The organism is Streptomyces sp. NPDC018947, assembly GCF_044390505.1.
Classification (GTDB): domain Bacteria; phylum Actinomycetota; class Actinomycetes; order Streptomycetales; family Streptomycetaceae; genus Streptomyces.
This window is the reverse complement of record NZ_JBIRZD010000021.1, coordinates 1-5,767: the sequence shown is the minus strand read 5'-3', so window position 1 is coordinate 5,767 and position 5,767 is coordinate 1. Positions and strand designations below refer to the sequence as shown.

At 74.1% G+C, this 5,767-nt stretch carries 1 protein-coding gene; it reads left to right on the top strand.

What is annotated here, in order from left to right; translation table 11 throughout:
• Positions 1-11: 11 nt before the first annotated feature.
• The coding region (locus ACH499_RS31055; protein ID WP_399020039.1) for an SDR family NAD(P)-dependent oxidoreductase at positions 12-5,767 on the top strand (5,756 nt) is incomplete at its 3' end.

Sequence of the window (5,767 nt, the reverse complement as noted above, 5' to 3'; positions counted from 1 at the left end):
CGCTTCCAGGAGTGACGACCATGCAATCCTCGGCCGATCAGCTCGTCCAGGCGCTGCGCGCGGCGCTGAAGGACAACGACCGGCTCCGGCGAGAGCACCGCGAACTGGCCCGGGCCGCGCGGGAACCGATCGCCGTCGTCGGCATGGCCTGCCGCTACCCGGGAGGCGTGACGTCACCCGAGGAGCTGTGGCAGCTCGTCGCGCGGGGCGGTGACGCGATCACCCCGTTCCCGCGCGACCGGGGCTGGAACCTCGACGAGCTGCACGGCGCCGACGCCGACGATTCCGGCACCTCCTACGTCCAGCGCGGCGGATTCCTGCACGACGCCGCCGAATTCGACGCCGAGTTCTTCGGGATCAGCCCGCGCGAGGCGCTGGCGATGGACCCGCAGCAGCGGCTGCTGCTGGAGACGAGCTGGGAGGCCGTCGAACGCGCGGGCATCGACCCCGCGACGCTGCGCGGCGGCAGGGTCGGCGTCTTCTCCGGGCTGATGGGCCAGGGGTACGCCTGGCGCCTGCCGGACATCCCGCCGGAGGTCGAGGGGTACATCGGCACGGGCAACACCGCGAGCGTCGCCTCCGGCCGGGTCGCGTACGCGCTCGGCCTCGAAGGCCCCGCCATCACCATCGACACCGCCTGCTCCTCCTCGCTGGTGGCCGTGCACCTGGCCGCGCACGCCCTGCGCCGCGGGGAGTGCTCCATGGCGCTGGCCGGCGGGGTCACCGTGATGTCCACCCCGGACACCTTCGTGGAGTTCTCCCGCCAGCGCGGCCTGGCCCCGGACGGCCGCTGCAAGGCGTTCTCCGCCGACGCCGACGGCACCGGCTGGGGCGAGGGCGTCGGCGTCCTGCTGCTGGAGAAACTGTCGGACGCCCGGCGCGAAGGGCACCCCGTCCTGGCGGTCGTCCGGGGCAGCGCGGTCAACCAGGACGGCGCCAGCAACGGACTGACCGCCCCCAGCGGCCCCGCCCAGGAGGCGGTGATCCGCGAGGCGCTGACGTCGACCGGGCTCACCGCCGCCGACGTGGACGCGGTGGAGGCGCACGGCACCGGCACCCGGCTCGGCGACCTCATCGAGGCGCAGTCGCTGCTGGCCACCTACGGCACCGGCCGACCGGCGGGCGACCCCGTACGGATCGGTTCGCTCAAGTCGAACATCGGACACACCCAGGCCGCGGCCGGGGTCGGCGGCATGATCAAGATGATCACGGCGATGCGGCACCGGACCCTGCCGCCCACCCTGCACGCCCAGACGGCCACCACAGCGATCGACTGGTCGTCGGGCACCATGGCCCTGCTCACCGAGCGACTGCCCTGGCCGGAACGCGACCGCCCGGCCCGCGCCGCCGTCTCCTCGTTCGGGGTCAGCGGCACCAACGCCCACGTCATCCTCGAGGCGCCGGACACCCCCGACGGGACCCCGCCGGCCGACGGCGCCGGATCCGTCGTCGCCGCCGCGGCGTCGACCGCCGCGCCCCGGCCGTGGCTGCTGGCCGCCCGGACCCCCGCCGCACTGCGCGGACAGGCCCAGCGGCTCCACGACCTCGTCTCCGCCCGCCCCGAACTGCGCGACGCCGACATCGAACTCTCCCTGCGCACCGGCCGCACCCCGTTCGACCACCGCGCCGTGATCACCGGCGACGACCGCGGAACCCGTGCCCGCGCGCTGGCCGCGCTCGCCCGCGACGAGCGCTCCCCGCACGCCGTGACCGGCCGGGCCGTCCGCGGCGACGCCGTCTTCGTCTTCCCCGGCCAGGGCTCCCAGTGGATCGGCATGGGCCTCGACCTGTACGACACCCACCCGGCCTTCGCCGAGCACCTGCGGGCGTGCGCCGAGGCGCTGGCCCCGCACGTCGACTGGTCGCTGCTGCCGGTGCTGCGCGGCGAACCCGGCGCACCCCCACTGGACCGCGTCGACGTCGTCCAGCCCGCCCTGTTCGCGGTGATGGTGTCGCTGGCACACCTGTGGCGCTCCCTGGGCGTACGGCCGGCCGCCGTCATCGGCCACAGCCAGGGTGAGATCGCCGCGGCCCACGTGGCCGGCGCCCTCTCCCTGGACGACGCCGCCCGCATCGTCGCGCTGCGCAGCCGGGCGCTGCGCGGCCTGTCCGGCCGGGGCGCGATGGCCGCCGTCTCCATGCCCGCCGACGAGGCCGCCCGGCGTATCGGGAACACCGACGGCGACCTGTCCGTCGCGGCCGTCAACGGACCCGCCTCCACGGTCGTCGCCGGCGCCCCCGACGCCGTCGACGGCTTCCTCCACCAGGCCGCCGCGGAAGGCTTCCAGACCCGCCGCCTGCCCGTCGACTACGCCTCCCACTCCGCGCAGATGGAGGAGATCCGGCAGGACCTCCTCGACACCCTCGCCGACGTCACCGCCCGCACGGGCGACACCCCGTTCTACTCCACGGTCACCGCGGACGTGATGGACACCGCCGGACTGGACGCCGCCTACTGGTACCGCAACCTGCGGCAGACCGTGCGCTTCGAGGAGGCCGTCCGCCTGCTCCTCGACCACGACCACCGCCAGTTCGTCGAGTGCAGCCCGCACCCGGCCCTGCTCGCCGCCCTGGCCGACACGGCCGCCGCGGCCGAGGTGCCCGCAGCGGCCGTCGGCTCGCTGCGCCGCGACGACGGCGGCCGGAGCCGCTTCCTCACCAGCCTGGCCGAGGCCCACGCGCACGGCGTACCGGTGGACTGGTCCGCCCTGCCCGGACCCGACGGCGCCTGGATCGAACTGCCGACCTACGCTTTCGAGCGCCGACGCCACTGGCTCACCCCGACACCGGGCAGCGGCCACGGGCTCGACGCGGCGGGACTGCACAGCGCCGAACACCCGCTGCTCGGCGCGGCCGTGACCGTCGCCGGCGCCGACGGACTGCTCCTGACCGGACGGCTCGCCCTGGACTCGCACCCCTGGCTCGCCGACCACCGCGTCCTCGACGCGGTACTGGTGCCGGGAACCGCCCTGCTGGAGGTGGCGACCCACGCCGCCCGGCTCACCGGCGCCGACGGCGTCGCCGAACTCACCCTGGAATCACCGCTGATCGTCCCCGACGAGGGCGCGGTCGAGGTGCAGGTCCTCGTGGCACAGCCGGACGACGGCGGCTGGCGCCCGCTGACCATCCACTCCCGCACCGCGAAAGCCCCGGACGACGCGCCCTGGCACCGCCACGCCCGCGGCTTCCTCACCACCGGAACCGACGCGCCCGAGCCCCCAGCGCCGTCCGACGCCTGGCCGCCCCCCGGAGCGACCCCCGTCCCCACCGACGGCCTCTACACACGCCTGGCCGACGCCGACCTCCACTACGGCGACGCCTTCCGCGGGCTGCGCGCGGCCTGGCGGCACGGCCAGGACCTCTTCGCCGAGGTGCGGCTGCCCGCCGGGCACGAGACGGACGCCGCCCGCTTCGGCCTGCACCCCGCGCTGCTCGACAGCGCCCTGCACGCCCTCGGACTCGCCCCCTCCGCGGAGGAGGGCAACGACGGCGGACGGCTGCCGTTCTCCTGGGGCGACGTCCGACTGCACCGGCCGGGCACCGACCGGCTGCGCGTGCGGATCTCCCAGGACGAGGAGACGGACACCGTCTCCCTGCACGCCACCGACACGACCGGCGCGCCGGTCCTCACGGCCGGCTCCCTCGTGCTGCGCCCCGTCTCGCCGGAACTGATCCGCACCGCCAGGGAGTCCCGCACCGGGGACGGACTGCTGTGCCGCGTCGAATGGCCCGTACGCCCCCGCCCGACGGCGCCCACCCCCGGCCGGACGGTCGTACTCGGCGACGACCTCCCCGGCTGGCCCACCGCCGACCGGCTGCCCCCGCTCCCCGGCCCCGAGGAACAGCGACCCCTGTGGGACATGCTGCCCGACCCCGCGCCGACGGACGTCGTCCTGCTGTGCGCCACCGGGCCGACGGAGCCGGACGGCGACGCCGCCGAGACCGCCCGCGCGGCCGTCGTCCGCGCGCTGCGCCTGGTCCAGGACTGGATCGGCGACGAGCGGCTCGCGGAATCCCGGCTGGTCCTGGTCACCCGAGGCGCCGTCGAGGTGCTGCCGGGCGAGGGCGTCACCGACCTGGCGCACGCCGCGGTGTGGGGCCTGGTGCGGTCCGCCCAGTCCGAACACCCCGGCCGGTTCGTCCTGTTGGACGTCGACGACACCGACCTCGCCTCAGACCTGCTGCGCGCGGCCCTCGCCACCGGCGACGACCAAATCGCCGTGCGCGGCGGCTCCCTGCACACCCCCGCCCTCGTCCCCGTCCCGGCCGCCCCCGCCGAACAGCGCCCGACCGATCCGGACGGGACGGTGCTGGTGACCGGTGGCACGGGTGTGCTGGGTGGGTTGGTGGCCGAGTGGCTGGTGTCGGTGTGTGGTGTGCGGCATCTGGTTCTGGTGGGCCGTCGTGGTCTCGCGGGCCTCGTCGGCCCGGCGGTGGAGCGTGTGGAGCGGTTGAGGGGGCTGGGTGCCGAGGTCCGGGTGGTGGCGGCGGATGTGTCGTCCCGGGCCGGTGCGGAGAAGGCGCTCGCCGCCGTCGGGGCAGGTCACCCGTTGACGGGTGTGGTGCACGCGGCCGGAGTGGTGGACGACGGCGTGGTGGGCTCCCTCTCGCCGGAGCAGGTCGGCACGGTGATGGAGGGCAAGGCGGGCGGCGCGTGGTGGCTGCACCTTCTGACGCGGCACACGGAGTTGTCGTTCTTCCTGGTGTTCTCGTCGGTGGCCGGTGTCATGGGCTCCCCGGGCCAGGCGAACTACGCGGCGGCGAACGGGTTCGTCGACGCGCTGATGCAGGCGCGACGGGCGCGTGGACTCGTGGGCCAGTCGGTGGCGTGGGGCCTGTGGGACGTCACCGAGGGGCTGGCCGGCGGACTGAGCGAGCGCGACGTGGCCCGCATGTCCCGCGGCGGGATCACCGGACTGTCCGCCGACGAGGGACTCGGACTCCTGGCGACCGCGTGGAACCTGCCGGATTCCCTGCTCGTGGCGGCGCGCTGGGACATGAGGGTCTGGCGCGATGCCCGGTTCGTGCCGCCGATGCTGCGCGGACTGGTACGCGGCGGACGTGGACAGACCCGCACCCGTCCCCAGGCCGCCGGCGGCCTGGTGGAACGGCTGACCGGCCTGTCGGAAGCCCAGAGGACCAAGGCCGTGGTGGAGGCAGTACGCGCCGAGGTGGCGTCTGTTCTCGGTTTTGGTTCTGTGGGGGATGTGCCGGTGGGGTCGGCGTTTCGGGAGATGGGTTTTGATTCGCTGACGGCGGTGGAGTTGCGTAATCGGCTGGGTGTGTTGTTGGGGGTGCGGCTTTCGGCGACGGTGGTTTTCGATTATCCGTCGGTGGGTGTGCTGGCCGAGTATGTGTGCGGTTTGCTGGGTGCGGGTGTTGAGGGGGATGTGGGTGGGGGTGTTGACCGGGTTGGTGTCGGTGTCGGTGCCGGGGTTTCGGTTGCTGATGCGGGTGATCCGGTGGTGATTGTGGGGGTGGGTTGCCGTTATCCGGGTGGGGTGGTCTCGGGTGAGGGTTTGTGGGATTTGGTGGTGTCGGGTGGGGACGCGGTGGGTGGTTTCCCGGTGGATCGTGGCTGGGATGTCTCGGTGTTGGAGGGGGTGGGGGATGTTGTGCCGGTGGGGGGTGGGTTTGTTCATGGTGCGGCGTTGTTCGATGCGGGGTTTTTCGGGATCAGTCCGCGTGAGGCGTTGGCGATGGATCCGCAGCAGCGGTTGTTGTTGGAGGTGGTGTGGGAGGCGTTGGAGGATGCGGGGGTTGATGC